Annotated in this window: 20 protein-coding genes and 1 tRNA gene; 12 read left to right on the forward strand and 9 right to left on the reverse strand. The window is 60.0% G+C overall.

The annotated features are described in order from the left end of the window. Window positions 1–17 precede the first annotated feature (17 nt). From C5L13_RS05550 to C5L13_RS05565, 4 genes are all read right to left on the reverse strand, one after another. Window positions 18–1,046 carry a DNA polymerase III subunit delta' gene (locus C5L13_RS05550; protein WP_105382274.1) on the reverse strand — a complete coding sequence of 343 codons (1,029 nt, stop codon included), beginning with the start codon at window positions 1,044–1,046 and terminating at the stop codon, window positions 18–20. Further along, on the reverse strand, window positions 1,043–1,741 hold the full coding sequence (gene tmk, locus C5L13_RS05555; protein WP_407070404.1) for a dTMP kinase: 699 nt from the start codon (window positions 1,739–1,741) through the stop codon (window positions 1,043–1,045). The genes C5L13_RS05550 and tmk overlap by 4 nt, the downstream gene beginning before the upstream one ends. Before the next feature lie 52 nt (window positions 1,742–1,793). Further along, window positions 1,794–2,960 carry a D-alanyl-D-alanine carboxypeptidase family protein gene (locus tag C5L13_RS05560; protein WP_105382276.1) on the reverse strand — a complete coding sequence of 389 codons (1,167 nt, stop codon included), beginning with the start codon at window positions 2,958–2,960 and terminating at the stop codon, window positions 1,794–1,796. Between the two features lie 64 nt (window positions 2,961–3,024). Then, window positions 3,025–4,032, reverse strand: a complete 1,008-nt coding sequence (locus C5L13_RS05565) for a septal ring lytic transglycosylase RlpA family protein (RefSeq protein WP_105382277.1) — start codon at window positions 4,030–4,032, stop codon at window positions 3,025–3,027. A gap of 613 nt (window positions 4,033–4,645) precedes the next feature. On the opposite strand from C5L13_RS05565, the gene C5L13_RS28660 reads away from it, so the two are divergent. From C5L13_RS28660 to C5L13_RS28920, 3 genes are all read left to right on the forward strand, one after another. Continuing rightward, entirely contained in the window at window positions 4,646–6,562 is a 1,917-nt protein-coding gene (locus tag C5L13_RS28660) for a M10 family metallopeptidase (RefSeq protein ID WP_158693392.1), read from the forward strand. Between the two features lie 458 nt (window positions 6,563–7,020). Then, window positions 7,021–7,110: transfer RNA gene (locus C5L13_RS05575), tRNA-Ser, on the forward strand. Window positions 7,111–7,210: 100 nt separating this feature from the next. After that, window positions 7,211–7,372, forward strand: coding sequence for a hypothetical protein (locus tag C5L13_RS28920; RefSeq protein WP_170117211.1), 162 nt, complete (start codon window positions 7,211–7,213; stop codon window positions 7,370–7,372). Between the two features lie 10 nt (window positions 7,373–7,382). Here C5L13_RS28920 and C5L13_RS05580 read toward each other — a convergent pair whose 3' ends face one another. Together C5L13_RS05580 and C5L13_RS05585 are read right to left on the reverse strand one after the other, a co-directional pair. Beyond that, window positions 7,383–9,347: a CHASE2 domain-containing protein gene (locus C5L13_RS05580; protein ID WP_105382278.1), complete on the reverse strand. Its 1,965-nt coding sequence runs from the start codon at window positions 9,345–9,347 to the stop codon at window positions 7,383–7,385. Further along, entirely contained in the window at window positions 9,347–13,036 is a 3,690-nt protein-coding gene (locus C5L13_RS05585) for a FecR domain-containing protein (RefSeq protein ID WP_105382279.1), read from the reverse strand. The genes C5L13_RS05580 and C5L13_RS05585 overlap by 1 nt, the downstream gene beginning before the upstream one ends. Window positions 13,037–13,149: 113 nt before the next feature. On the opposite strand from C5L13_RS05585, the gene C5L13_RS05590 reads away from it, so the two are divergent. From C5L13_RS05590 to C5L13_RS05625, 8 genes are all read left to right on the forward strand, one after another. Continuing rightward, entirely contained in the window at window positions 13,150–13,704 is a 555-nt protein-coding gene (locus C5L13_RS05590; protein ID WP_105382280.1) for a Pycsar system effector family protein, read from the forward strand. Between the two features lie 105 nt (window positions 13,705–13,809). Then, the gene (locus C5L13_RS05595; protein WP_105382281.1) at window positions 13,810–14,157 is read left to right on the forward strand and encodes a DMT family protein; all 348 of its coding nucleotides are present in this window, start codon (window positions 13,810–13,812) and stop codon (window positions 14,155–14,157) included. Window positions 14,158–14,215: 58 nt separating this feature from the next. Beyond that, entirely contained in the window at window positions 14,216–15,133 is a 918-nt protein-coding gene (locus C5L13_RS05600; protein ID WP_105382282.1) for a DUF72 domain-containing protein, read from the forward strand. Window positions 15,134–15,250: 117 nt separating this feature from the next. Continuing rightward, window positions 15,251–17,134, forward strand: coding sequence for a peptidylprolyl isomerase (locus C5L13_RS05605; protein ID WP_105382283.1), 1,884 nt, complete (start codon window positions 15,251–15,253; stop codon window positions 17,132–17,134). Between the two features lie 17 nt (window positions 17,135–17,151). Further along, window positions 17,152–18,168, forward strand: coding sequence for an anthranilate phosphoribosyltransferase (gene trpD, locus C5L13_RS05610; protein ID WP_105382284.1), 1,017 nt, complete (start codon window positions 17,152–17,154; stop codon window positions 18,166–18,168). 4 nt (window positions 18,169–18,172) lie between these two features. Continuing rightward, on the forward strand, window positions 18,173–18,985 hold the full coding sequence (gene trpC, locus C5L13_RS05615) for an indole-3-glycerol phosphate synthase TrpC (RefSeq protein WP_105382285.1): 813 nt from the start codon (window positions 18,173–18,175) through the stop codon (window positions 18,983–18,985). Further along, window positions 18,985–19,464: a cyclic pyranopterin monophosphate synthase MoaC gene (moaC, locus tag C5L13_RS05620; protein ID WP_105382286.1), complete on the forward strand. Its 480-nt coding sequence runs from the start codon at window positions 18,985–18,987 to the stop codon at window positions 19,462–19,464. Before trpC ends, moaC begins: the two co-directional genes overlap by 1 nt. 2 nt (window positions 19,465–19,466) lie before the next feature. Next, the gene (locus C5L13_RS05625; RefSeq protein WP_105382287.1) at window positions 19,467–20,681 is read left to right on the forward strand and encodes a molybdopterin molybdotransferase MoeA; all 1,215 of its coding nucleotides are present in this window, start codon (window positions 19,467–19,469) and stop codon (window positions 20,679–20,681) included. A 70-nt stretch (window positions 20,682–20,751) separates the two neighbouring features. Here the strand turns inward: C5L13_RS05625 and C5L13_RS05630 are convergent, their stop codons facing one another. Together C5L13_RS05630 and C5L13_RS05635 are read right to left on the reverse strand one after the other, a co-directional pair. After that, window positions 20,752–21,207 (reverse strand): VOC family protein, encoded by a 456-nt coding sequence (locus C5L13_RS05630; protein WP_245423258.1) that lies wholly within the window; start codon window positions 21,205–21,207, stop codon window positions 20,752–20,754. 65 nt (window positions 21,208–21,272) lie between these two features. Beyond that, window positions 21,273–22,460 (reverse strand): citrate synthase, encoded by a 1,188-nt coding sequence (locus tag C5L13_RS05635; RefSeq protein WP_245423259.1) that lies wholly within the window; start codon window positions 22,458–22,460, stop codon window positions 21,273–21,275. A 58-nt stretch (window positions 22,461–22,518) separates the two neighbouring features. Between C5L13_RS05635 and C5L13_RS05640 the strand changes: the two genes are divergently transcribed. After that, entirely contained in the window at window positions 22,519–23,607 is a 1,089-nt protein-coding gene (locus C5L13_RS05640; protein WP_105382288.1) for a citrate synthase/methylcitrate synthase, read from the forward strand. 40 nt (window positions 23,608–23,647) lie between these two features. Here C5L13_RS05640 and C5L13_RS05645 read toward each other — a convergent pair whose 3' ends face one another. Next, the gene (locus tag C5L13_RS05645) at window positions 23,648–25,276 is read right to left on the reverse strand and encodes a CTP synthase (protein ID WP_170117212.1); all 1,629 of its coding nucleotides are present in this window, start codon (window positions 25,274–25,276) and stop codon (window positions 23,648–23,650) included. Between the last annotated feature and the right edge of the window lie 28 nt (window positions 25,277–25,304).

The following is a 25,304-nucleotide window of genomic DNA, read 5'->3' on the forward strand; positions in this document are numbered from 1 at the left end:
CGCCCCTCATCGCCGTGCTACTGCCGCGCAGCGTCGAGGATGGAAAGAATGGTCTGCTTCCGGTCGAGATTGTAGGCCTGCGCGATGGTGATCTTTTCGCCGATGTCGCTGACGAGTTTGGCCTGCCGATCGGCGGTCGTGAGGTCTCCGGCTAGCGCCGCATTGCGGGCCTGCGCGATAAGATGGTCGCTGAGATGCTCCAGGAAAAAGCCGAAGATCACCTCGCTCTCCTTGCCGGACAGGACATCCGCCAGCCGATGCATCGCCTTGCGGGCCGTCGGGCCTTCAGCAGCGATCACCTCGTCGAACGCAGCGATGATTTCAGTGCCGCCATAGTTCAGGAGCTTCAAAGCCTGCGCAACGCTGCCCTTCGACAGCGACAACACCGTCTCTTCGGTCTTGCCCCCATCCAGCGGCATACCGAGGCCCGCCAGCGCCTGCGAAAGATCGCCGTCACCCAAAGGTGACAGCCTCAAAGGCTGGCATCGGGAGCGGATCGTCGGCAGCAGCTTTCCGGGCGCATGGGAAAGCACCAGGAAAAGAGCCCGTCGGGGTGGCTCCTCCAGGATCTTGAGGATCGCGTTTGCCGCATTGCGGTTGAGATCGTCGGCCGGGTCGATGATGACGATCCGCCAATTGCCGGTGCCGGATGTCTGCGAAAAAAAGTGTCCCGCCCTTCGAACCTCGTCGACGGTGATCGCCGTCTTCGCCTTGCCGGTCTTCTCGTCGACGGGACGCGTCAAATGCAAGAGATTGTGCGAGGCGCCGGAGGCGATCTGGCGGCTTACTGGCGAATCTATATCCGGATCGGCGATATGGCCGGGCGCCGTCGCAGGATCGGGATGGGCGAGCACATGGTTGGCGAAGCGGAAGGCTAACGTAGCCTTGCCGATCCCTTCCGGTCCTTCGATCAGGATTGCATGGTGAGCCTTGCCGGATTGATAGCTGCGCGCCAGAAAATCCTCGGCCGCGCGATGTCCGTAAAGATGCGGATTGCGCGCCGGCGGCAATGCGCCGTCGAGAATGCCGACTGATTCTTCGCTCATCCGACCGATTCCGCGCTGCTGGAATGGGTAAAGCCGAGTTCGCGCGCCAACGGTTCCACCACCGCAAAAATCTCGTCGGCGATCTCTTCTTCAGAACGCTCGGCATTCACCACGTGACAGCGTTCAGGTTCTGCTTCGGCGATCTCGAGATAGGCCGCCCGTCGCTTCTCGTGCGTTTCTATCTCTTCACGCTCGAAGCGATCGGGAGCGTTGCCGGCGCCGCGCTTGCGGGCGCGCTTCAATCCGATTTCCGCCGGCAGGTCGAGAATTAACGTGCAATCGGGCACGACTCCATCGATCGCGATCCGCTGCAACCTCTCGATGAAATCCCATTCGAGGTTGCCGGTCACACCCTGATAGACCCGGGAAGAATCGATGAAGCGGTCGCAGAGCACGACGGCGCCGCTTTCCAGAGCCGGCCGGATGACTTCTTCCACATGGTCATTCCGCGCCGCAGCAAAGAGGATTGCCTCCATGCGCACGCCGAATTCCTCCGCGGCGCCCGACAGGAGCACATGCCGCACGGCTTCGGCGCCCGGTGACCCCCCAGGCTCGCGGGTTACCAACACGTCATGGCCGCGGCGGCGCAGCTGATCGGCGAGCCGGCGAATCTGGGTGGATTTGCCAGCCCCCTCACCGCCTTCGAAAGTCACGAACAATCCCGAATGTTCTGCCACGCGTATTTCCGCACTCATCTTCTTGGAGACTTATAGACCAAATGGGTGCGCCGCGAAATAAGCGTCTCTGTCAAAGCCAGAAGAACATCAGTTCGAGCAGCGCATCCGTCGCCCTGCTCGTCAGCGTTCCCGTTCCGACAGATTGAGCGGTCATGAGCGGCACCTCCCGCACGACCCGGTCACCTGCGGAGATCCTCAGGACACCGACCTCCTGACCCTCGGTGACTGGAGCTCGCAGCGGCCATTTGTAGACAATACGACCCGAAAGCCTCTCGGGATTGCTCGTCGCCAGATAGATGTCGACCGGCTCTTTGGCGATAAGATCGACATATCGCGACGTTCCGCCATAGACGCTTATCTGGCCGATCACCTCGCCTTGTTTGAAAAGGACTTTCGTCTCAAAAGAAGAAAGGCCCCATTCAAGAACCCGTCGGGCCTCCTCGAGCCGTTCCTTGTCGCTCGCAAGCCCGCCTATGGCCAGGAAAAGCCGCGTCCCGTCCCGTTGTACCGACGCGACCAGCGCATAGCCAAAGCCTTCCGCGAAACCGGCGCCAAGGCCATCGACGCCGATGTTCAATCCCAAAAGGGGATTCTTGTTGCGCTGGAAGATCTTGTTCCACTCGAAATCGGGATGCGAATAAAGCGGGTAGAACTCCGGGTAGCTGCGGTAGATATGCCGGGAGAGTTCAACGAGATCGCGGGCCGTCGTGCGGTTTTCCACGCCCGGGAGGCCGGTGGAGTTGCCGAAAACGGAACGGGTGAGGCCGAGGTCCCTCGCCCGGGCGGTCATGCGGGCGGCAAACTCGCCTTCTGAACGGGAAAGACCTTCGGCGAGGATGATGCAGGCGTCGTTGGCGTTCTGCACGATGACGCCCCTGATAAGGGCGTTGACGGGCACCTGCGACTTCAAAGCGGCGAACATCGTGGTTGTGCCCGATGGTGCGCCGCCGGTGCGCCAGGCGTATTCGCTCACCGGATAGATGCTGTCGAGACCGACGTCTCCCCGCTTTATGGCGCTGAAGACGACCTCCATGGTCATCAGTTTCGCGAGCGATGCCGGCGGGAAGCCCTGGTTTTCGTTGGAAGCAAGCAGGACCGTTCCGGTTTTCGCCTCCACCATGTATATCTGCTTGGCTTTGGTGACGAAGGCAGGCGCGGGCTCCTGTGCGCTTGCCGCCCCTGCAAGAGGGAGACCGCCAAGGAGGATAAGGACTAGAAGGATCAGCCGCCGCATCATTACCCCGTAGCTCGTTTCACCTATGCCTATCAGCGCCCTTCATGAGGGGCAATCGGCTAGGATTTCAACGCACGGGCTTTTGAGCGGGCCTTGCAGATTCCAGGACGACATTGCCGAACATCACCTGCGGCGTTTTCGCCTGCGGTTCGGCTATGTATGCGGCTGCAACCGTTGCCGTCTGCGGCCTCGCGCCATAGCTGACCGGACGCTCGGCAGGAAGCGGTCCGATCTGCGGCAACGCGGCGAACTGGTCGAATACCTGGAATGCCTGTGGAGCGGCGGATACGGGAGCCGGACCGCTCGGCGTGCGTCCGGCAAGCGCAATGGGCGCGGGCATCGCCGAGCCGTAGCTTTGAAGCTGCTCGCGGAGTGGCTGATTCGATGCGACCATGACGCCCGTTGCGATCTGCCCCTCAGGCCGGATCGACGGCAGGCGGTCGCCCTTGCGGACGTACGAGGCCATCAGGAATGGCATGTCCTGGCCGTCCATGCGGGCTCGGCCGACATATTGCACATTGACCTTCGCGGTGCCGGTCCGCTTCATATCGAGGAGTTCGGCTGTCTTGCCCGAGACGTCGATGATACGACCCGGATGGTAGGGCCCACGGTCATTCACCCGCACGATCACCGAAGACCCGGTGTCGACATTCGTCACGCGAGCATAGCTCGGCAGCGGGAAGGTCGGATGCGCTGCCGACAGATGGGCGCTGTCATAAACTTCACCATTGGCGGTCAGGCGTCCGTGAAAGGCCGACCCGTACCAAGAAGCAAGACCGCTTTTGCGGTAGTTCGGATCTTCCTTGGGAACGTAAGTCTGACCCTTTACCTGATAGGGCTGTCCCACCATGAAGCGGCCGCCGCCCTTCGGCACGGGTCTGCCGTCGGAAACCACCCTGGGGCTCGCCTTGACGCCGTATTCTTTTTCCGAAAAATATTCTTTGCTGCGGGGCTTCTTCTTTGGCGCCTCAGTCGTGGCACAAGAAGCCACACCGACGCAGACCATCGTTATCCCGAGCCATTTCGCACCCAGCGAAAGCTTGCCGCCACTCAAACCCAAACCCGTCCGTCCCATGCCGCCTTCACCGTCTCAGGCAGGTAAAGGCCCTCGCGACCACCCCTGCCCTTGCCGGCCAATGAACCGGTTCGGGACATACCCCTATGTCCGCGAACCAATGGTGTTCCAGTTTTGCTGGCAACGTGGCGAAAATGCGAACGAAAACTGTGGAGTAGTTAAAATTCTACGCAGTATGCTTAATGGAGGGTTACGGGGCCTAGCGGTCTGGCGGACCGAGAATCTAGCTGAACACCTAAAGAGCAAGATCCAAGCCTTGCAGTCCTTATCAGAAGTCGGATATCCAACTGCTGCCAGTCATTCGTAGGCTGAATGCGCGGCCGGCCCATGTTGATCGCCGCCAGTACGACAAAAAGCTTTAGAGGTCTGTTCGGGCGCTCGCCGGACTGGCGTATAATCGGGAGTAAACATCCTAAGCGAATCTGGGCAGATCGATGACAAATCTGTCCACTAAACGCAACGTCCCAGCCAAGCGTACATCGCGGCGAGGCCAAAAAACCTACCACGAAAATATAGTGTTGTACTGGGTGAAAGCTTTTCTTAAATATCGCCTTCGATAACTGTGCGGTTCGCAGCGGTTCTGAGAGCCGCGGCCTTCGAACGGGGAAAACAGATGACGGGTAGCTTCACTTCAACCAAAATCCAATCACCCTCAGGTAACACTCTGGTTGATGGCGTTTTGAGCGGCGGTGCGTGGGCCGGAACGGTGACCTATGCCTTTCCCACAAGCTCTGCAAGCTATAGCTACACAGGAGAGCCTTTCACCTTCGGCGCGATTTCCTCGGCTCAGCAGGCGTCAGCACTCTTCGCGCTCGAAGTCTCCTACGGCCGCGCGGCCAATGACGGCTTCTCGGTGGAAGGGTTCACCAACCTTACCATTTCTGCTGGATCGGCAACGACCGCTACACTTCGTTTCGCCGAATCGGCAGCGCCATCAACGGCCTGGGCATATTTACCGGGCGAGTATACGCAAGCAGGCGATGTCTGGTTCGGACGAGGGTACGACTATCGCAGCCCTGTCGCGGGTAACTACGAGTGGCACACAATGTTGCACGAGATCGGCCACGCCCTCGGACTTAAGCATGGCCACGAAAGCGAAGGAGGATTCGATCCCCTTCCCACCGAATATGATAGCATTGAGTACTCGATCATGACCTATCGGGGATATATCGGCAGTGGGCTTGATGGGTATCGCTACGGAATAACTGATGCCCCTCAGTCCTACATGATCGCCGATATCGCGGGTCTGCAGGAGATGTATGGTGCAGACTACACGACGAACAGCGGAAATACTGTATATAAATGGCAACCTGGCTCAGGTGTGACGCTTGTCGACGGCCGGGTAGGCATAGCGCCTATGGGAAAAGAGATCTTCGCGACGATCTGGGACGGAGGCGGGTTTGATACGTTCGATCTCACCGCCTACTCGACAACCCTGAAGATTGATCTTCGGCCCGGCATGGCTTCCCTCTTCAGTGGGGTTCAGGCAGCATATCTTGGTGGCGGTCCAAATAACGGCTATGCGCAGGGTAACATCTACAATGCGCTGCTGTACAAGGGAAACGCGGCCTCGCTCATTGAGAACGTGAAAGGGGGTAGCGCTTCCGACTCCATCATTGGTAACCAGGTGAACAACGCCCTTTGGGGGTACTCGGGGCACGATATCCTAAACGGCGATGCCGGCAACGATACGCTCACAGGTGGGCTTGGGGCCGACCGTCTGTACGGCGGGACTGGCTCGGACACGGCGTCCTATGCCGGAGCCAACGCCGGCGTCATTGCCAGTCTTGCGACCCCAACCTCAAACAGCGGCGAAGCGTTGGGCGACCGCTATTCCTCAATCGAGAACCTGGAGGGATCCTCGTACGGCGACGAGCTCTATGGCGACGGAGGCGCCAACCGTTTGAATGGCGAGGCTGGCAACGATATCTTGAGTGGCGATGCCGGTAACGATCTTTTTTATGGCGGCGCTGGGGCCGATAGATTTTACGGTGGAACCGGATCAGATACGACAGATTACGCGACCGCAAAAGTGGGAGTATGGGCAAGTTTGGTATCGCCCAACATCAATACTTATGATGCCGCTGGGGATCGTTATTCGTCCATTGAGAACCTGGCCGGTAGCAAGTACAATGACCGGTTATACGGCGACGCTGGAGCTAACATATTGTCCGGCGGGGTTGGGCACGACATGCTCGTAGGCGGGGCGGGAGCTGATCGACTGATCGGCAGCGATGGAAATGACAAGCTGTACGGCCAGTCCGGAAATGATCTGATGGCGGGCGGCTTGGGTAGCGACGCATTCTATTTCGATCTCGGCTTCGGAAAGGACCTGATAGGGGACTTTTCCACCGTCGGCGGCGACGTCATACAGTTCGCGGTCGCCGTTTTCTCTAACTTTGCTGAATTGATCGACGCGGCGATCCAGCAAGGACGGGATACGCTTATCGCCGGCGACGCTAATAACGTGCTGACCTTGAAAAATGTTTCGTTGACGAGCTTTCAAAGCGATGACTTCCTCTTTGCATAAGCGCCGCTACAAGACGAAGCTTGAGGTGCCACCCGTTGTACCGAACGCAGTATTTATTCCGCGACAGTCCGCAATAACGGTTTAAACCGTCTATTGCTCTTTTGCGGTAGAGTTTACCTTCGACGAGGCTGTATAAGTGATCGGTTGATACTCGTAGTGTTAGCTTGCGCGACACTGTGTAGTGGCAACAGTCATGACAACGACGTGAACCATAGAAGGAAAACATCCTTAAGGTATAGGATCAATGTTCGTTGGAGAACGCCTACTTGCGATAGAATTTTCGATCGTTATCGGCGTTCTCAAGGCGCGTATGTCTCCGAACGGCCGCCGAGCAAGTTGACGCTGCGATCAAAGCTGCTAAAAAGCCAGCCGTCGAGTGATTAGGGTAGCAAATCGGTAGCATACGCCGATTTCGAAAAATCAACCATCTGGTGATTGTTCATCCTTTTCAATTAGATGGAAGAGTGTCCGAGTGGTTTAAGGAACCGGTCTTGAAAACCGGCGTGCGGGAAACCGTACCGTGGGTTCGAATCCCACCTCTTCCGCCATTTCATGCATGGTGATGTCCCGTGTCCAGTTCGGCGCAAGCCACGATTTCTATCGTCTCCCTAACCGGAATGATGCCGGCCGCAATTTGGGGACAATGACATGTCGAACGATACCACTTCCTTTACCCAGCCCTCCGAACAGTCGATCGCGCTGTTCCTGCAGGACAACGACGCCGACCAGTTGACCGATATCCTGGTCGAGGCGCTCTACGAAGCATTCCGCACGCTCGAAGACGAAATCCGCCTCGACACCGTCCACTGATCGTTGCCCGTCAGGCGCCGCCGGATTGAAGCGCCTGTTCGTAATAAACTTTGAGTGCCGGAATATCGCGCGCCAGGTTCGGCGCCAGCCGCTGCTGGCTGCCAACATCCCGGCGATAATGTGCTTCCAGGAATTGACGATGTGCCGCGAGCGCGTCTTCGGCGCATTTGCGCGTGACGGTGAAGACAGGTGATTCTTCTGTCTTGCCCTTGACCGTGATCCGGTCGAGTTCCAGCACGGCAAAGGCATCGCTCACCGAGCGCGCTGTCCCCTCGCCGAGCAGCAGCGGTACGCCATAGGCTTTCGATGCTCCCTCGAGCCTCGCCGCCAGATTGACCGCGTCACCCAGAGCCGAATAGTCGAAACGGCTGGTGGAGCCCATATTTCCGACGACGCATTCGCCCGTATTGATGCCTATGCCGATCCTGAGGGCATAATGGGTTCTGCCGGTGATGTCGGCCTCGGCCTTGAGATCCGCGTTCAGCACCTCGATGGCCTCGAGCATATCGAGTGCCGCAGAAACCGCATGCACCGCATGGGCGGGATCGTCCAGCGGAGCGTTCCAGAAAGCCATGAGGCAATCGCCGATATATTTGTCGATCGTTCCGGAATGCGACAGGACGATCTCGGAGAGCGGTGTCAGAAGCCGATTGATCAGCGCCGTCAGTTGCTGCGGATCGTTCTTCAGCTGCTCCGAAATCGTGGTGAAGCCGCGCACGTCGCAGAAGAGAATGGAAAGCTCCCGCTTTTCGCCGCCGAGCTTCAGCTTGGATGGATCGCGGGCAAGCTGATCGACCAGCGCCGGCGCCAGGTATTGCGAAAAGGCGCGCGTGATCTGCCGGCGGTTTTTCCGCTCCTGGGCGTAGTCAAGCGTAGCCTGCGCTGCCGCGATACCGATGAAGGCGAGCGAAGGCGCCAAGGGAGGGACAAACACCCGGCCGAAGCGCAGCACCAGATAGCTGACTGCGAAGAGGACAATGATCGCGGCGGCGCCGACCGCGACGGTGCGCCAGCCGGTCCCGTTCCACACCAGCGCGACTGCCGACAATACTGAGAGCAAAAGAAGCCCCAGCTTTACCGGCTCCCCGGCCTCTTCGATCCAGTTCCTGAGCCGCAGGTTGTCGAAAATGGTCGCCTGTATCTCCGCACCCGCAGTCAGCCTGCCGGTGTGAACGGTATAGGATGTCGCAAAGGCATCGGCTCCGCCGTTTTCGATGGAAGGCGCGTTCTGCAGGCTGAGCCCCACGATGACCGTGCGATCCCTGAAGATCCCCGCGGGCAGAAAATTTTGCGGATCGAGCGCCTGATAGTAGGAGACGGTCGGATAGGTCCTTTGGCCTCCGAATGTCTGGATCAAACCGGTCCGTTCCGGCAGCGCTACGTCCGCCCCGGCGGCGGTCGCAACCATCGCCGCAAAGCCGTCGTCATAGCGGGGCATTTCGCGCAGGACGCCATCGCGATGCAGCCCGACCGAGGCGATGCCCGTCAGTGCCAATTTTTCGGAAAACATCTGCAGCGGCAGGACGCGAATGAACTGGTCGGCCTGGTCCGACGTCACCAGCGTCTCGTCGCCGGCAAGGACCACATCCGGACCGAGCGCCGCAGCGAGCGCCTCGTCCTCTTCCGGCGTCGAGGGCTCGGAAAAAATGATGTCCAGGCCGATCACCTTCGCGCCTGCGGCACGAAGAGCCGAAATCAACTTGGCGTGCTGGCTGCGTGGCCAGGGCCACTGCACGTTGATCTCTGCAAACGACGGCTCGTCGATCGCAACGATGATCGGTCCTTCCTCCGGCAACGGTGGAGCGCCGATGGTGGAGAGATAGTCGAAAGCGCGGTAGTCGATCAGCGGCCATCCCGGAAGCCGGCTAAATAAAGCGACTGCGGCTAGAACGAAAACCGCGACGATCACGACCCGCGCGGGTCGTGACGAAAAGAAACGCGGTGCCGAACGTGATGGAAGACGCCGACGGGCCATCAGAAGCGAACTTTAAGCGTGCCCTTGAAGACTCGGCCCCAGCCGGGCAAGCCGGCGTTCAGCTCGATCTCTTCATCGAGCAGATTGTAGGCTGCCAGCTCCAGCTCGAACAGCTTGTCGAAGGGCTCCCAGACAAGGTTGGCATCGAGTGTCCAATAATCGTCGAGGTTGGTGCCGCCTTCATTGACGCGTTGCCCGACGTAATTCGCGGCGATGGTCGCTTTGACATTGGCCTCATTGACCCAGGTCAGTGCTACCTGCCCGGCCCATTCAGGAATATAGGGAAGCGAATTGCCGAAGCTCGCGGACGCAGGATCTTCGTCTTCGGAAGCGGTGTAGGCCACGGTTGAAGACAAGCCGAAACCATGGCCCAGCAGGAGGTTGGCGCTGGCGCTAGCCCGGTCGATCCGGCCTTCGGACGTGGTGAAGGGAATGGCGGACAAGGGAATTGTTATTTGCGGATCTTTGATGTCCTGATGTTGGAATTCGACAGCGGTGAAGAAATCAGGCGTCCACTCAGCATCCCACCGCATCGCGAGGGTGTCTGTGTATCCTTCCGTTTCAGTGGATATCTGGTTCGGCTGCAGACCGACAATGCCAATAGGCGAGAGGGTTGGCGTGGAGATATCGACGCTATTTCGAATAAATCCGGCCCTCAGCCATTGGCCCTCTGTCGGCGACCAAGCAAGTCCCACCCGCGGGTCAAGGCGTAGGATATTCGTCTCATCTCCCGAAAGCATTGTACCGAAAAGAGCGTACTCCGCCTTGATATTGGGGTTAATCTCGTGAAGCAGATCGACGTAGGTTCGGCCGATCCCGATGCTACTGGATGAGGAAAGAGTCGCGACAGTAGTTGGAAACGTCGTGAAATTTTCCATCCGCTGAAAAACATTGTCGTGGAGCCAGCCACCCTCGATGCCGTAACGCCACACGAAATCACCCATAGCTACTGTATGGTTCAACGCACCGATATATGATTCTTGCTCGAAGTCGCTTTGCATGGTGTCGATCGCTAAAGGTATCCCGAAGAAATCCAGGACCCTACTCATATCGCTCTGGCTATCAAGCCGATTGAACAGCAGAGCAGTGTTCACGACATTCTGATGTCCGATCGTATGGCTCCAACCGATTCCGCCATTCGTTACCGTGTTAGACTGCGACTGCTGAAGTGTAACGGGAAGCAGGAATGGCCCTGGAATCCCCAAAAGCGGTGCTACGTCGACCTCATTTTGTACCTCAAAATTGAAGTCGCTTTTTGCCTGATTGAAGTAGAATACGATCCGGTCATATGGTGTCGGGTTGGCTGTCAGATAACCGTTGCCGCCGAGGACTTTGTTTTCAGTAACGAGATCGCTCAACGCCACTACGTCACGGCTTTCCGGGACCGTTTCCCATTTCAGGTTTCCATAGAAACTGATCGGGAACGGCAGGTTGCTATAACCTCGCACTTCGCCCTCGGCGACATACCCCATCTCCCCGCTCGTCTCCGTAACCCCTCCCCCGAGCGAGGTTTCGAAAAATGGTCGCCGGAAGAAGTTCGCCGAACGCGAGCGACCCGATATCATGTGAGGTTCGAGCATCAGCGCTTGCAGAAAGCCTGAAAATGACTGCCCGTTCGCGCTGTTGTTGAAGATATCCGTGCCAGGAGAATAGTCGTTGGCGAATATGTCGGCGCTGCCGCGAATGCTCTGGTCAAGATATGCCGTGCCGGCGAAGGGATCGAATACTGCATCGCTATAGTATTCCGCCCAGGAATTCATCCCCTGGAAACGAAAGGCGTCGTTAAGCGTCGAGCCGGCAGCCTGATTTGCTCCCAGCGAGCTGTAGTGACCACCGCGTGCGCGGGAGCGCTTTACATAGTCCTGCGCGTGCCGGATTGCCCCTTCCGAGTCGTAGCTGTCGATCGCCAAAGCAGTACGAAAGGCCGAGACCGCAGGGCTGTTGTTGTCCAATCGGTCGGCATTGTCCAGTGCCTGACCGGCTGCTACCCGATCTCCCTTTTCGTAATGGGCGGCTGCGAGCATAGTCTGGCCGGCGGAATACGCCGGGTTGGCGACGGTGCCGCCGAGCATGTCTTCCAGGCCGGCATCGAGGTTGCCGGTCTGCAGGTTGTAACGGCCACGGTCCACGAGTGCGAGATCGAAGCTAGGGTCAACCTCCAGAGCCTTATCTATGAGCGCCTTGGCTTCCTTGACGCGATATTGGCTAAGATAGTGGTTGGCGAGATTTGAATATGCAATCGGATCATGGGGATCCAGCGCTATGGATTTTTTGAAAGCAGCTTCCGCCGACCTGTCGTCTCCGCGTGCTGACTGTATGTTTCCCAGTGCATTCCAGAAACCGGTTGAGCCAGGCGCTGTCTTCAGCGCGGCCTGAATATCTGCGAGAGCGCCCTCAAGATTACCTTCGAAATCGGAGCGATAGTTGGCGCGTGCTTCAAGAGCGGTCGGCTCGGCGGGATCAAGCGTCAGCGCGCGCCCGATCGCCTCCTGAACCTGCGCGCGGTCGTTCAACAGGATTGCAAGTTGCGCACGATAGGCCGGCAACGTCGGGTCATTCGGGAATTGTCGTTCGGCGTCTCGAATGACTTTGATCGCCGCGGGAATGTCTTCCAGAAACCCTGCGGCATAAGCCTTCAGAAGTGCCGCATATGAGTTGTTGACGGTCGTCGGGGGCCGTTCCACCCGCTCAGGCTTGGCAAGGGATCTCGCGTAATAGCTTCCATAAGAGGCGACGTTGCCCCGTTTTGCATCAAGACGCGGCGAAGCGCTTGCAAAAAGCGTGGCAGCCTCGTCGTATCGTCTTTCGGCGGCGGCGAAGATCCCCCTCATCAATTCAAGGCGGCCGCGTTCGGCGCTCGACAGCGTCCGGCCGTTCAACAGCGCGAGGGTTGCCTGCGCCTGCGCGTGGCCTTCAAGCGAGGTTTGGACCTCGGCCAATGTAAGAATGTCTTCCGTCTTCCGCCGGGAAGCAGGAATGGCGGCAATGCGATCGGCCTGACGGCGCATCTCGGCAACCGGTAGCGGCGAAGCCGGCATGAAATTGAAGGCATTTCTCGGGGCCAGATAATAAAGCATCTGCTCCCGATCGTCGGATTCGACGATAACGATCTTCCGCGGCGCCTGCCCGATCGAGGCCACGGCGCCCTCGCCCTGCTGCACATCGACACTGCCCTGCGGATTGCTGAGCTGCACCAGGCCTTCGAGCACCTGCAGCGAAGTCTGGCTGCCCTTGACGGTCATCGTCCAGTCGGTGCCGCGGATGGCTGCCGCGGCGGCGGGTGTCTCGACCCGTACTCCCGGCCCGCCGCGTTCGGCGCGCGCCCAGATGGTCCCCGACTGCAGCTCCAGAATGGTGTCGGCGCTCGTCCCGGCGGTCAGCTGCTTGACGACCAGCGACGAGTTGCGGCCGAGGCGCACCTGGGTCCGGTCGGAAAAGACGATCGCGAGCTGGCCGGTCGCATTGGTACGCAGGATATCGCCCGTCAGCAGGTCCTGCTTGAGATCGACGACCTGCCAGTTGGATAGGTCGATGAAACGGACTTCCTCGCCTGCTTTGCGGGCTATCACTGCTCCGGCTGCGGGCGCCGAGCGCGCAACAGGCTCCGCCGATGCGGGAGCCGTTATCGCACCCGCAAGTATAGGCAGCGCAATGGCTGCAATATAAAGTCGATTGAAATCCCCCACCATGCCTCACCAGTGCTAAGAAATATGGCGGGAGTCAAGACAGAGGCATCGTCACCGGATTGCTTTCCCGGCAAAGTGTATTAACAGGGAAACAGTTTTAGGCGGGGACGATCGACTTGAGTGACTTCGACAGCGCACCGACAGAGATGCTTGAAATGCCTATGGCGACAGGTGAGGTCACCGAGGAATATTTCAATCACGTCCGCAAGATAAATGACGTCTATTACGACCAGATCAAGATATCCGACCAGAAGGCGGCCTATATATTTACCTTCATGCTGGCGTTCCTCGTTTCGTCTACCGAAGGGCGGAACGTTTTTAATTGGGCACGTTATACAAAAGGCGACTTGCCTGAAATTACTCTGTCAGCCGCGCTGGCGCTTGCATCCGTCTTCTCGATCCTCTCGGCAATTCTCGTGGTGCTTCCGCGCCGCATCGAAAAATCCACTTCGCTTTTCTGGGGTACGTGGCCGAACCATCGGCCGCTTTTTGAGCAGGCGGCACAACGCAGCGATGTCAGCTATCTCTTCAACGAATACCTGGACAATGCCGATGTGCTGTCGCTGATCGCCAGGCAGAAATACAAGTTTGTGTCCTATGCCTTCCGCGGGCTGGTGTTCACAGTCCTTGCCTATGTGCTGCTGCTGCTGGTCAGCCAGAACGCGAGTTGACTTCCGCAGTGGCTACCGTGGAAGCGTCAATTTCGGTGAACACGCTTGTCTTTCTGCGTCGGGCATGGTTGCCGTGAGCATCTCGACCCTTCACGGATTCGCCACATGCCATCAACTGCAGTTCCCTTGGCCACAATCGGCTTCTTGATCCTCTCCAACGTCTTCATGACATTCGCCTGGTACGGCCACCTCAAATTCGAGAACAGGCCGCTTTATCTGGTGATCCTTGTGAGCTGGGGGATCGCATTCTTCGAATATTGCGCCCAGGTGCCGGCAAACAGGATCGGCTACGGCTATTTCAATGCCGCCCAACTCAAGACGATCCAGGAAGTCATCACGCTTTCCGTCTTCGTGGTTTTTTCGGTTTTCTATCTGGGCGAGCCTATCCACTGGAAGCAGATCCTTGGTTTCTGCTTTATCGCTCTCGGCGCCTTCTTCATCTTTACAAAATAGTCGCCCCGGAACTCTCGCCCCGACCGGACGTTGGGTCACGGTGATTTCAGGTGGTGCGATGAGAAAACATTTGGGCGACATCCGGATCGGCATTTCAGGCTGGACCTACAAGCCTTGGCGCGGCGTCTTTTATCCGGAAGGGCTGCCGCAGAAGCAGGACCTGAGTTATGCGGCGGAGCATTTCCGCTCGATCGAAATCAACGGCACCTTTTACGGCCTGCAGCGTCCGAGCAGCTTTGCCGCATGGTATGATGCAACGCCTGATGATTTCGTCTTCGCCGTCAAAGGCTCGCGTTACATCACGCATATGCGGCGCCTCAAGGATATCGAGATCCCCTTGGCCAATTTCCTGGCCTCCGGCGTCCTTCGGCTCGGAAAGAAACTCGGCCCGACCCTCTGGCAGTTTCCGCCGCGGATGAAATTCGATGCCGAGCGCTTCGAGGCTTTCTTCAAACTGCTTCCCAAAGATACCGAGGAAGCCCGCGATCTGGCCGGGCGGCATGATGCTCGCCTCGATGACCGAGCCTATGTTGAGGCCGATGAGAGGCGGCCGATGCGTCACGCCGTGGAAATCCGCCACGACAGCTTTCGCTCGCCTGATTTCATCGATCTCCTGCGCCGCTACCGGATCGGTCTGGTTGTGGCCGACACGGTGGATTGGCCGCTCCTGATGGATCTGACGGCCGATTTCGTCTATTGCCGCCTGCACGGCTCCGAACAGCTTTATGTCAGCGGTTATGACGACGCGGCGCTTGATCATTGGGCCCATCTGATCGCCGAATGGGTGAAGGGCCGTGATCCGAAAGAGGCTCCACGTGTCTCTCCGCCATCGCCCTCCCGTACACACGGCCGCGACGTCTATGTCTACTTCGACAATGATGTGAAGGTTCGGGCGCCGCGGGATGCCGAATCTCTTGCCAACCGCCTGAATGCGGGTGCCGCGGTCTCCCGCCCGAAGGGCTTTAAGCGCGCTTGAGCACAGGCTGCTCGCTTTTCGATCTCCATGCCTTCATTTCCGTCTCGGTTTGATTTAGAGACAGTCCTTCAAACCGCCTGACAAGGCGGCCTGACTGTTCACAAGGTATGTCGATCAATGCTTGATTCCCTCAGAAACGCCGCCCGCTCGTGGGTTGCCAAAGCTCTCCTCCTGCTACTGGTTGTTTCCTTCGGCGTATGGGGTGTCTCCAGTTCCCTTTTGACGACCAGCAGCAACACCGTGATGACGGTTGGGGATCAGCAAATCTCGACTGAGGAATTCCGTCTCGCCTATCAGCGCCAGCTCGCCAATCTGAGCCGGCAGTTCGGCACGCAGCTTACCCCCGAGCAGGCCCGCGCGTTTGGCGTCGAGAACGATGTTTTTGCCCAGCTTGCCGCCGGTGCTGCTCTCGACCAGCTTTCGGACGACATGAATCTCGGCCTCTCCGAAGATCGTCTCGCCACTTTGATCTCCGAGGACCCGGCCTTTAGGAGCGTCAACGGCCAGTTCGACCGCAACCTCTTCGCCTCGCGCCTGCGCAATGCCGGCCTCCGCGAGGACGACTATATCAAGGAGCGCAGCAAGGTCGCCGTGCGCAGCCAGGTGGTCGAGGCTGTTTCGGATGGGTTCAAGCCGCCGCAGGTTCTTGTCGACGCGCTCAAGCACTACCGCGACGAGACCCGGTCGGTCGACTATCTCCTGCTTTCCAATGCCAATATCGATCCGGTCAAGGCGCCGGCCGAAGATGTGCTTGCGGCATGGTTCGAAGGGGTAAAGACCCGGTATCGCGCCCCGGAATTTCGAACCTTCGCTTATGTGAAGCTGCAGCCCGCCGATATTGCTGATGCGTCGTCGGTCACGGACGAAGCGGTGCGTGCCCAATACGAAAAGGGCAAGGACAGCTATAAGACACCCGAAACGCGCACGATCGAGCAGCTCCCTTTCCCCAACAAGGAGATGGCTGAAGCCGCGGCAACGCAGCTCAAGGATGGCACGGCCACGTTCGACCAGCTGATCACCGATCAGGGCAAGAACAGTTCCGACGTTCTGCTCGGCGACTTTACCAGGGACAATCTCCCCGATGCCGCATTTGCGGATCCCGTCTTCAAGGTCGCTTCTGCAGGAGGCACGACACCGGTCGTCCAGGGTACCTTCGGACCCGTGATCCTGCGTGTCACCAATATCCGCCCGGAAACGACCCGTTCCTTCGACGAGGTCAAGGAAGATATCCGCAAGCAGCTCTCCGTCGGCACGGCATCCCAGGAGGTGTTGAGCGTCCACGACCGCTTCGAAGACATGCGCGGTGGCGGCACCTCGCTTGAGGAAACCGCAAAAGCGCTCAATCTCAAGGTCGTGACCGTTACCGCCGATGCGTCCGGCCGCAATGAACAGGAGCAGCGGATCTCCGATCTTCCCGCCTCTACGCAATTGTTGGGCGAAGTCTTCCGCACCGAGCCCGGCGCCGACACCATTCCGGTCAATCTCGGCAATGACGGCTATGTCTGGTTCGAGGTGCGCAATATCGTCCCCGAACGCGAGCGTCCGCTGGCCGACGTCCGTGACAAAGCGGTTGCCGACTGGACGGCCGAGCAGCAGCGCCAGGCGCTTACCGCCAGGGCAAACGAACTGAAGGGTCGGCTCGAGAAGGGCGAAACGCTTGCCGCGATCGCCGAAGAGCTGGGCCTGGCTGTCGAAACCAAGCAAGGTCTGCGCCGCGGCGCCGAGGATGCGATCTTCGGCGGCGAGGCAATCGCCGCGGCGTTCTCCGGCCCTGTCGACACGACGGCGACCGCACTTGGGGCCGACGGCGAAAGCCGCCTGCTGTTGAAGGTCACCGCAATCGATCAGGCAACGACCGATGCCCTCTCCGGCGACGAACAATTGCAGCGGATGGCCGAGTCGGCGGGCGACGACATGCTCGACCAGATGGTCAACAGCCTCAAGAACACCTATGGCGTCTCGGTCAATCAGACCGTGGTCGATCAGGTCATGCTCCAGTAACAAAGGATAACCCGGGTATGCCTGAGCTGAAGCCCCTCATTGCCAAGGTCGCCAACGGTGAAAGCCTAAGCCGCGAAGAAGCCCGCGAAGCCTTCGATATCCTGATGTCGGGCGAGGCGACGCCCTCGCAGATCGGCGGCTTCCTGATGGCTCTTCGCGTCCGCGGAGAGACCGTCGCCGAGATCACCGGAGCGGTCTCCACCATGCGGGCAAAGATGTTGCCCGTCACAGCACCCGACGACGCGATCGATATCGTCGGCACGGGTGGCGATGGTACCGGCACCTACAATATTTCCACCCTTGCCTCGTTGATCGTCGCCGGCTGCGGCGTGCCCGTCGCAAAGCACGGCAACCGAGCCTTGAGCTCGAAATCCGGTGCGGCGGATACGCTGTCAGCGCTCGGGGTCAACCTGGAGATCGGCCCGGATCAGATCGCCCGCTGCATCAGCCAGGCAGGCATCGGCTTCATGTTCGCCTCCATGCATCATGCGGCCATGCGCCATGTAGGCCCGAGCCGGGTGGAACTCGGCACGCGGACGATCTTCAATCTGCTGGGTCCGCTCTCGAACCCCGCGGGCGCCAGGCGTCAGCTTTTGGGCGTCTTCGCGCCGAAATGGCTTGAGCCGATTGCCGAGGTGCTGCGGGATCTTGGCTCCGAGACCGTCTGGGTCGTGCATGGCGATGGGATGGACGAGATCACCACGACAGGCATCACTCAGGTCACTGCGCTTGAAGATGGAAAGATCCGCTCCTTCGAGCTGACGCCGATGGATTTCGGGGTTACTCCCGCGACGCTTGCCGAACTGAAGGGCGGGGATGGCGTGGCGAATGCGGCCGCCTTGCGCTCGGTCCTCGGCGGTGCCAAAAATGCCTATCGTGATATATCTCTCTGCAACGCGGCAGCGTCGCTTGTCGTCGCCGGCAAGGCCGAAACGATCGCGGACGGCATGAGGCTTGCTACCCGTTCGCTGGAAAGCGGTGAAGCTGCGGCCGCTCTCGAGCGTCTGGTCGCGGTATCGAACGACGAGGATTGAGGCCGTGACGGATATCCTGAAGAAGATCGAAGCCTATAAGCGCGAGGAAATCGCCGCTGCGAAAGCGAGCGTGCCGCTCGCCGACCTGAAGGCCCGCGCCGCCGACCAGCCGTCCCCGCGCGGTTTTTACCGAGCCTTGAAGGCGAAACAGGATAGCGGTGCTTTCGGTCTGATTGCCGAAATCAAGAAAGCCAGCCCGTCCAAAGGACTGATCCGTCCCGATTTCGATCCTCCGTCGCTTGCCACGGCCTACGAGGCGGGCGGAGCCGCCTGCCTCTCCGTACTCACCGACAAACCGAGTTTCCAGGGCGCACCAGAGTTTCTGACGGTCGCGCGTAACGCCTGCACCTTGCCGGCTCTGCGCAAGGATTTCATGTTCGAGCCCTATCAGGTTTACGAAGCGCGGGCGTGGGGCGCCGATTGCATTTTGCTGATCATGGCGTCGCTCTCTGACGACGAGGCGCGGGAACTCTACGATGTAGCCGCAGAACTCGGGATGGATTCGCTGATCGAGGTGCATGACGAGGCGGAGATGGAACGGGCGTTGAAGCTCCCCTCGCCGCTTATCGGCATCAACAATCGCAACCTGCGGACTTTCGAGTTGAGCCTGGAAACGAGCGAGACGCTCGCCCCCATGGTTCCGGCCGATCGTTTGCTGATAGGCGAAAGCGGCATCTTTACTCATGAGGATTGCCAGCGCCTGAAGAAGGTTGACATCAACACGTTCCTGGTCGGCGAAAGCCTGATGCGCAAGGACGACGTTGCCGCGGCGACCCGATTGCTGCTCACCGGCCAGACCGCGCTGGCGGCGGAATAATGGGGAACCTGACCCATATCGGCGCCTCCGGTGAGGCGCATATGGTGGATGTCGGTGACAAGACCGACACCGTGCGCCAGGCGACCGCCGAAGGCTATGTCAGGATGATGCCGGCGACACTGGCACTCATCCGCGAAGGCAATGCCAAGAAGGGCGACGTGATCGGCACGGCGCGGCTTGCCGGCATTATGGCGGCCAAGAAGACGTCCGATCTCATTCCGCTCTGTCACCCTCTGATGCTGACCAAGGTTTCCGTAGAGATCGTCGAGGATGAGACGCTGCCGGGGCTCCGCGTCAGTGCGACCGCGAAACTCACCGGCAAGACGGGGGTCGAAATGGAGGCACTGACGGCGGTATCCGTTGCCTGCCTGACGGTCTACGACATGGCCAAGGCCGTCGACAAAGGGATGGAGATCGGCGGCATCCGCCTTCTCGAAAAGACCGGCGGCAAATCCGGAACCTACCGCGCGGGAGATTGAGAATGGCGCTATTGCCCGTCTCGGAAGCGAAAAGGCGGCTTCTGGCCAAGGCGATCCCGGTCGAAGCGACAGAGACCGTGCCGCTGGCCGATGCCGATGGGCGCGTGCTTGCCGCCGACGTAGCTGCGCGACTGACACAGCCGCCATTCGATGCATCCGCGATGGACGGCTATGCGCTGAGAGCCGCGGACGCTTCCCGGATCGATACAGAACTGACTGTCATCGGCAGTGCTGCGGCCGGCCACGCTTTTTCGGGCGCTGTCGCGGAAGGTCAGGCCGTACGGATATTCACCGGCGCACCGGTCCCGGATGGGGCCGATTCCGTGCTGATCCAGGAGGACGCCGAAAAACTCGAAGGCGACCGTATCCGTACCAAATTCGCTGTGACGAAAGGCCGTCATGTGCGCCCTCGAGGTCAGGATTTTAGCGCGGGTGAAACCGTATTGTCGGCGGGCACCGTGCTGGACTTCTCCCATGTCACCGTCTCGGCGGCGATGAATTACGCGGAGCTTTCCGTCCATCGCCGGCCCCGCATTGCCATTCTTGCGACCGGCGACGAACTCGTTCAGCCCGGCAATATGCCTGGCGCGGCGCAGATCATCGCCTCCAATACGTTCGGTATCGCGGCACTGGTGAAAGACAACGGCGGTGAAGTCCTCGACCTCGGCATCGTCAACGATCGGGAGGCGGATATAGCTGCCGCTATCGCAAGAGCGAGAGCCGCCCGCGCCGACGTACTCGTGACGCTCGGCGGTGCATCGGTCGGCGATCACGATCTCGTCCAGACGACCCTGAGAAACGCCGGCATGGAACTCGATTTCTGGCGTATCGCTATGCGGCCGGGAAAGCCGCTGATGGTCGGCCGGCTCGGGGACATGCAGGTGCTCGGCCTGCCGGGCAACCCGGTCGCGAGCCTCGTAACCGGCATGCTCTTTTTGGAGCCGCTGGTGCGAAAACTGGCCCGCCTGCCGGAGAGACGGCGGCAGATAGAAGGCACCACCGCCGCAAGGCTGCCGTCTAACGATCAGCGGCAGGACTATCTCCGCGCAAAGCTCTCCAGGGACCGGGAGGGCAATGTGATTGCCGAGGCCTTCGACAAGCAAGATTCCTCGATGATGAAGATTTTTGCCCATTCCGACGGGCTTATCATCCGCCCACCGCATGCGCCCGAGCTGCCTGCCGGCGCACCCTGCCCGATCCTTCTCATCAGACCCTAGTCCTGCCGCACCGCGTCGCCATACCGGCCATGCCCAGCATCGTCCATGCGCCGCCACGCGTGCAGGCTGGTCAGGCCGACGGCGCCATTTCTTCCGAAACCTCAGCCTCGTCCGATCGCCCGATCAATACCCAGATGTGGCCGCCCGGATCGAAGATCGACGCCACTTCCCGGTCGCGAAGGTCGGTTTGCACGGGATCTCGAATCATGCCGCCGGCTTCGAGGGCTGCGTTCACGACTTCGCCGACGTCAGGCACGGTAAGCTGGAAGATGGTGCTGACGGCACCCGGGGTCTTTGGATAGAACGGTCCGGCGTAAGGCGGGGCAGCTTCGTGTTTTGGGTTGGAGCCGCAGATGACGATACTGAACGGACCGAGCTGTAGCTCGATCATCAGCAGCCTCAGCATCTCGTAGCAGTTGAGCTCTTCCGCTCCGAAAACCGCCTTGTAGAACTCGGCGGTTGCGCGTTCCTGCCCCTGCTCTACGAAAAGGCTCAAACTCAAGCTGATTTCATTGCCAGTCATCATTCTCATCGCCTTGATTCCGGCGTCAGGATAACGGGAAATGCGTGACAGAGCCACGTCAGTCGCCGCTATAACGGATCATTCCGCCGACCGTGTGAGCGGGAGCCGATGGCGGGGCCGATATAGCGGGCACGGGGCCTGATCAGATGCCCGCTTTCGACCTGCTCCATGGCATGAGCAAGCCAGCCGACGGCATGGGCGAGCGCAAAAATGACGAGTGGCGCTTCCTCGGGAAGCTGGAATTTGGCAGCGAGCGCAGCCAGCGCGAAGTCGATATTCACCGGCTCGCCGAGGATCTCTTCGCCCGCCTCGGCAAGGTTGGTATAGAGTTCGGGGGCATCGAGGTCCGCCATCAGTGCTTTGGCGCGCGGATCGCCTTGCGGATACAACCTGTGTCCGAACGCGCGGACGAGGCCTTCCGAGGACAACGCGCCGCGGATCGCTTCCCGTGATCCAACCGATGCAGCCTGTTCCGCAAGCAGCGCTACACTCACCCACGCGCCGCCGTGACGTGGACCGGAAAGAGCGGTCAGCCCAGCCAGTACCGCAGCGGAGAGAGCGGCTCCCGAGGAGGCCGTCACTCGGGCTGCAAAGGCCGATACGTTGAGTTCGTGCTCAGCGGAGAGCACCAGCGCCTTCCGGATAAGTCCCGCCGCCTGCGGCTGCTGCCAGCTCAATGCCAGCCTATCATGCAGTGGCAGCTGTTCCGGCCATGGGGCAAGTGCTTCGGCCAGCGTCGATAGCACGTCCGCGGCCTCAACCCGAAGAACCGAGGCATTTCTTCCCAATGCTGGAAGATCGGTTGGGACGCGGGCGGCGAGCCTCATGAAAGCCGCGCCCATCCGAGACGCTCCCGGTTCAACTTGGCCGCCTGCGGAGATCCGTAAGTGGGCATTGTTCCAGAGGAGCGCTGCCGCCTCCTCCAGCGTTGCATGCCGGGAAAGTTCGACAGCGTCCAAGCCGCGATAGAAAAGCTTTCCATCGGCGATAGCCGAGATCGTCGTGGGCAGGATCGGATCGCCCCAGCGAATCGTTTCGGCCGCGACCGCCGCGGACTGCCGCCGCCCGGCGTTGCGTTCCGCCAGTCGGTTGACGTCGGCGAGCTGGTAGAGGCTGCGGCGCGGATCTGACGGGTCGGCCTTTGCGCGAATACGCCCGCGGCTGACATTGGCATAAAGCGTCTGCGGTTTGGTGCCGAGAAGGGCGAGCGCCTCTTCGGCGGTGATCCAGAGCGTGTTCATATTGATCGATTGCATCAAGATTGACGTCAATAAGACTAGGTCCGATCATCTTCACCGTAAAGGAGAAACACCCATGAAAAACGGACTTGAAGACGTCATCGCCGCAGAAACGAGGCTTTCGGACGTTGATGGAGACGCCGGCCGGCTGATCATACGCGGGGTATCGCTGGAGCAACTCGTCGAAGGTGCGAGCTACGAGGACGTTGCCGCCTTGCTGCTCGATGGACTGTTGGAGCGCCCGGTCAGCGCGGGCGAGCTTCGGACCTTTCTGGGTCGGACGCGCGCCGAAGTCTTTGTCCATGTGCAAGCCATGGACGGTTCGCTGACGAACCTGCCGCCGGTGGATGCCGTGCGCGCGCTGATCGCACGCCTGCCGGATGGCGATGACTTCTTGACGGCGCTCCGTTTGCTCGCCGCCCCCGCCGTTTTTCTGCCGGCGGTCCTCAGGCTTCGGGAAGGCAAGGCGCCAATCGCTCCCGATCCGTCGCTTTCCCAGTCCGCAGACATTCTGGCAATGTTGACGGCAAGCCTGCCGACCGCCGAGCAGATATCGGCGCTCAATGCCTATCTGGTGACAATTTCAGACCACGGGCTCAACGCGTCGACCTTTGCCGCCCGCGTGATAGCCTCCACCAAGGCCGGCCTCACCTCGTCGGTGCTGGCCGCCATCAGCGCACTCAAGGGGCCTCTGCATGGTGGAGCGCCGGGGCCAGTGCTGGATATGCTGGATGCCATCGGTACGGAGGCAAACGCAAGGAGATGGCTCGCACAGGCGCTCGATCGCGGTGAACGTCTGATGGGTTTTGGGCACCGTATCTATCGCGTGAGGGATCCCCGCGCCGACGCGCTGAAGGGAGCGCTCGCTCCCTTGGTCGCGACCGGCCAGGTTGATGCCGACCGCATCCGGCTCGCCGAAGCCGTCGAGCAGGCAGCCCTTGCAATCTTGAGAGAGCGCAAGGCCGACCGCACGCTTGATGTGAACGTGGAGTTCTACACCGCCCTGCTGCTTGATGCGCTGAAGTTTCCGCGTGAGGCATTTACCGGCGTCTTCGCGATCGGCCGGACGATCGGCTGGATCGCGCATGCTCGCGAGCAGGCGCTCGAAGGACGTTTGATCCGTCCGCGGTCGGCCTATATCGGACCGGTGCCGCAGGCCGCCTGAAAGAAAACCCGGGCCTGAGCACCGGGTTTTCTCGATTCCATCAAACGAGGCGGCTCTGTTCGAGGGCCGCTTCGATGAAGCTTGCAAAGAGCGGGTGCGGATCGAGCGGCCGGCTCTTCAGCTCCGGATGGTACTGGACGCCGATGAACCACGGATGATCCGGATACTCGATCGTCTCCGGCAGAAGGCCGTCCGGCGACATGCCCGAGAAGACCAGCCCGCAATTCTCCAGCCGCTCCTTGTAGTCCACGTTCACCTCATAGCGGTGACGGTGACGCTCGGAGATATCCGTCGAGCCGTAGATGTCGGCGATCTTGGTCTCCTTCTTGAGGGCCGCCTTGTAGGCGCCGAGGCGCATCGTGCCCCCGAGGTCGCCGGCAGCCGAGCGGATTTCCAGCTCGTTGCCCTTCACCCACTCGGTCATCAGGCCGACCACGGGCTCCTTCGAAGGGCCGAATTCCGTCGATGATGCCTTCTCGATGCCGGCAAGATTGCGGGCGGCCTCGATGACTGCCATTTGCATGCCGAAGCAGATGCCGAAATAAGGCACCTTGCGCTCACGGGCGAAGCGCGCGGCATTGATCTTGCCCTGAGCGCCGCGCTCGCCGAAGCCGCCCGGTACCAGGATCCCATGGACCTTTTCCAGCCACGGCGCCGGCTCTTCCTTCTCGAAGATCTCCGATTCGATCCACTCGAGCTTGACCTTGACATGGTTGGCTATGCCGCCGTGATGCAGCGCCTCGATCAGCGATTTGTAGGCATCCTTGAGGCCGGTATATTTGCCGACGATCGCGATCGTCACTTCGCCTTCCGGCGTGCGGATGCGATTGCAGACTTCTTCCCAGGGCTCCAGGCGCGGCTTCGGGGCCGGCTCGATGCCGAAGGCCGCGAGCACCTCGTTGTCGAGGCCTTCCTTGTGATAGGCCATCGGCACGTCATAGATGTTCGCCACATCAAGCGCCTGAATGACGGCTGAGGGCCGCACGTTGCAAAACAGCGACAGCTTTCTCCGTTCGGCCTCGGGAATTTCCCGGTCGGCGCGCACGAGAAGAATGTCGGGTGCAATGCCGAGCGCCTGCAGTTCCTTGACTGAATGCTGGGTCGGCTTGGTCTTCAGTTCGCCGGCGGCCGGAATGTAGGGCATCAGGGTCAGATGGACATAGATCGCGGTTCCGCGCGGCAGATCGTTGCCGAGCTGACGGATCGCTTCCATGAAGGGCATCGCCTCGATGTCGCCGACCGTGCCGCCGATCTCGCAGATGACGAAGTCGTAGTCGTCATTGCCCTCGACGACGAAATCCTTGATCTCGTTGGTGACGTGCGGGATCACCTGCACCGTCGCGCCGAGATAGTCGCCGCGCCGTTCCTTGTCGATGATGTTCTTGTAGATGCGACCCGTGGTGATGTTGTCGGTCTTGGTCGCAGAACGCCCGGTAAAGCGTTCGTAGTGCCCGAGATCGAGGTCGGTCTCCGCTCCGTCGTCCGTGACGAAGACCTCGCCGTGCTGCGTCGGGCTCATCGTGCCGGGATCGACATTGAGGTAGGGGTCGAGTTTTCTGAGCCGCACCCGGTAGCCCCGGGCTTGCAGCAGTGCTCCAAGTGCTGCGGCCGCAATTCCCTTTCCGAGGGAGGAAACCACGCCGCCAGTGATGAATACATATCGCGCCATGGGAGTCACCGGATACCTTTTCATTCGC

It is taken from the genome of Neorhizobium alkalisoli (assembly GCF_002968635.1).
GTDB classification, from domain to species: Bacteria; Pseudomonadota; Alphaproteobacteria; order Rhizobiales; family Rhizobiaceae; genus Neorhizobium; species Neorhizobium alkalisoli.

Coding starts and splice junctions, on each gene's coding strand:
- C5L13_RS28920 (WP_170117211.1), top strand. CDS start 7,211: ATGTCGAACGATACCACTTCCTTTACCCAGCCCTCCGAACAGTCGATC.
- tmk (WP_407070404.1), bottom strand. CDS start 1,741: ATGAGTGCGGAAATACGCGTGGCAGAACATTCGGGATTGTTCGTGACT.
- C5L13_RS05625 (WP_105382287.1), top strand. CDS start 19,467: ATGGCGCTATTGCCCGTCTCGGAAGCGAAAAGGCGGCTTCTGGCCAAG.
- C5L13_RS05640 (WP_105382288.1), top strand. CDS start 22,519: ATGAAAAACGGACTTGAAGACGTCATCGCCGCAGAAACGAGGCTTTCG.
- C5L13_RS28660 (WP_158693392.1), top strand. CDS start 4,646: ATGACGGGTAGCTTCACTTCAACCAAAATCCAATCACCCTCAGGTAAC.
- C5L13_RS05600 (WP_105382282.1), top strand. CDS start 14,216: ATGAGAAAACATTTGGGCGACATCCGGATCGGCATTTCAGGCTGGACC.
- C5L13_RS05580 (WP_105382278.1), bottom strand. CDS start 9,347: ATGGCCCGTCGGCGTCTTCCATCACGTTCGGCACCGCGTTTCTTTTCG.
- C5L13_RS05635 (WP_245423259.1), bottom strand. CDS start 22,460: ATGCAATCGATCAATATGAACACGCTCTGGATCACCGCCGAAGAGGCG.
- trpD (WP_105382284.1), top strand. CDS start 17,152: ATGCCTGAGCTGAAGCCCCTCATTGCCAAGGTCGCCAACGGTGAAAGC.
- C5L13_RS05585 (WP_105382279.1), bottom strand. CDS start 13,036: ATGGTGGGGGATTTCAATCGACTTTATATTGCAGCCATTGCGCTGCCT.
- C5L13_RS05595 (WP_105382281.1), top strand. CDS start 13,810: ATGCCATCAACTGCAGTTCCCTTGGCCACAATCGGCTTCTTGATCCTC.
- C5L13_RS05630 (WP_245423258.1), bottom strand. CDS start 21,207: ATGATGACTGGCAATGAAATCAGCTTGAGTTTGAGCCTTTTCGTAGAG.
- C5L13_RS05645 (WP_170117212.1), bottom strand. CDS start 25,276: ATGGCGCGATATGTATTCATCACTGGCGGCGTGGTTTCCTCCCTCGGA.
- C5L13_RS05605 (WP_105382283.1), top strand. CDS start 15,251: ATGCTTGATTCCCTCAGAAACGCCGCCCGCTCGTGGGTTGCCAAAGCT.
- C5L13_RS05560 (WP_105382276.1), bottom strand. CDS start 2,960: ATGATGCGGCGGCTGATCCTTCTAGTCCTTATCCTCCTTGGCGGTCTC.
- moaC (WP_105382286.1), top strand. CDS start 18,985: ATGGGGAACCTGACCCATATCGGCGCCTCCGGTGAGGCGCATATGGTG.
- C5L13_RS05565 (WP_105382277.1), bottom strand. CDS start 4,032: ATGGGACGGACGGGTTTGGGTTTGAGTGGCGGCAAGCTTTCGCTGGGT.
- C5L13_RS05550 (WP_105382274.1), bottom strand. CDS start 1,046: ATGAGCGAAGAATCAGTCGGCATTCTCGACGGCGCATTGCCGCCGGCG.